This window comes from Muribacter muris (genome assembly GCF_004569585.1).
Lineage (GTDB): Bacteria > Pseudomonadota > Gammaproteobacteria > Enterobacterales > Pasteurellaceae > Muribacter > Muribacter muris.
Genome location: NZ_SPPA01000060.1, coordinates 1 through 1,984, shown reverse-complemented (window position 1 = coordinate 1,984; position 1,984 = coordinate 1). Strand labels below are relative to the sequence as shown.

Here is a 1,984-nt window from a genome sequence, read left to right as displayed (position 1 = left end):
CCCCACCCGCTACGGCTGTTTTTATTCCTCAAAAATTTCCACTCGGTGAGTCTTATCAATTTGATTGGAGTATTGAGAAAGTGGTGTTAAATGGGGTTGAAACGACGGTAAATATCGCGCATTTTCGTCTTTGTCATTCTCGTGCTTATTATGTCCGAGCTTATTTTAGACAAACCTTAGAAATGCTTATCGATGCACATAATCACGCCTTTACTTATTTTGGAGGTGTCCCCTCTCGGGGAATTTATGATAACCCTAAAACCATTGTCAAACAGATAAAACGAGGCAAAGAGCGGTCATTTAATGAGGGATTTTTGGCAATGATGAACCATTTTCTCATTGAGCCTGTTGCTTGTACACCGGCCTCAGGTTGGGAGAAAGGTCAAGTCGAGCGACAAGTTCAAACACTCCGTAAGCGGCTTTTCCGCCCTTTATTGGCTTTCTCTTCCCTTGAGCCGTTAAATGATTATTTAAGAGATTGGTGCATAAGGCAGATTCAAACTCAATCCTGGGTTGAAGATAAACAACAGACGGTGGCTCAACGGTTGGAAAAAGAACGTGAAAAACTCTCTCCTTTTAAACCCTATTTAGGTTATCGCACCACTCGCTTACTCGTTAATACCTCTGCGTTGATTCTCTTTGATACCCACCGATATAGTGTACCCTGCCATTTATGTGGAAAGGAAGTGATAGCTCAAATAGGTGCACAAGAGATAGTGCTTGTTTATCAGAACCAAATTGTTGCTCGCCACCCGAGACAATTTATCAAAGGAGGAACCAGTTATAATCCCCTTCATTATTTGTCCGCCTTAAAGAAAAAACCGGGGGCATTACGACATGGTGAGCCCTTTCAAGGCTGGGTACTTCCTCCTGCTATTAAAACCCTTCAACATCACTTACTCAAACAACCTCGCGGTGACAAGGCGATGGTTAAGCTTCTGAGTTTAATTGCGGATTTTGGCGAAGAAGTCGGCGTGACTGCCGCAGAGCTCGCATTAGAACAAGGATTACCTACTGTTGAAGCTGTACTGAATATTATCTTAAGATTGACTGAACCAACAGTCCCTAAAATAGAGAGTCGACACGTTGCGCTGCGTTGTCCGCCTAAAGCAAATCTCAGTCAATTTGACCAACTCCTTCAATATCGAAGAACCACTACCTTTCCTTCACTAAAATAAAACAGACAAGGAGATAATAATGGAAAGACAAGACTATATTGCATTACTACAACAGCTTAAATTAACAACAATGGCAAATGAATTTGACGATATCGTGATTGAAGGTGTTCGACGCAAACGCCCGACGCTCGATATTCTCGCACGTTTACTAAATGTTGAAATCACACAACGAAGCATTAACCAAACTTTAGGGCGGATTAAACGTGCTAAGTTTCCCCAACAAAGAACCTTTGCTGAATTTGATTTTAAGCAAAGCCTTTTAGATGAAGCCCGCTTTCAACTTTTGCTGGATGGTGAATATATTAAAGCCAAGCGTAATATTATTTTAGTGGGTGGTCCAGGTACAGGAAAAACGCACTTAGCGACGGCATTTGGCATCCAAGCTGCAGAACAAGGCTATAAAGTACGATTTTGGAACGTATTGGATTTGGTGAATCAGCTTGAGCTGGATAATCAAATGAAACAATTTAAGCTTGTCCCTCAGATGGTCCGCCAAGATGTCATCATTTTGGATGAGCTAGGCTACTTACCCTTTAGTCAAAAAGGTGGGGCATTACTGTTTCATTTAATGAGTCAACTTCATGAAAATACCAGTGTTATCATTACGACAAACCTTGAGTTTTCAGAGTGGGGCACCCTATTTACTGAGGCAAAAATGACAAATGCACTTTTAGATAGGTTAATTCACCATTGCCATATTTTAGAAACGGGTAATGAATCTTATCGATTTAAACATCGTAATTAAGAAATAATAAAAGTGGATCACTTTTAAAGGATCTTTGTGGTTCAATTTTGGAAGATCATTG

2 protein-coding genes are annotated in these 1,984 nt (G+C 40.7%); both read left to right on the top strand.

Annotation, left to right across the window (positions count from 1 at the left end; genetic code table 11):
- Positions 1-1,178: IS21 family transposase (istA, locus tag E4T80_RS12565; protein WP_135058696.1), on the top strand; the 1,178-nt coding region annotated here is incomplete at its 5' end.
- A gap of 19 nt (positions 1,179-1,197) precedes the next feature.
- Positions 1,198-1,923 carry an IS21-like element helper ATPase IstB gene (gene istB, locus E4T80_RS12560; protein WP_018355665.1) on the top strand — a complete coding sequence of 242 codons (726 nt, stop codon included), beginning with the start codon at positions 1,198-1,200 and terminating at the stop codon, positions 1,921-1,923.
- The last annotated feature ends 61 nt before the right edge of the window (positions 1,924-1,984 follow it).

Bases quoted from the DNA above. Each gene is read 5' to 3' on its own strand.
- istB (WP_018355665.1), top strand. From the start codon at position 1,198: ATGGAAAGACAAGACTATATTGCATTACTACAACAGCTTAAATTAACA.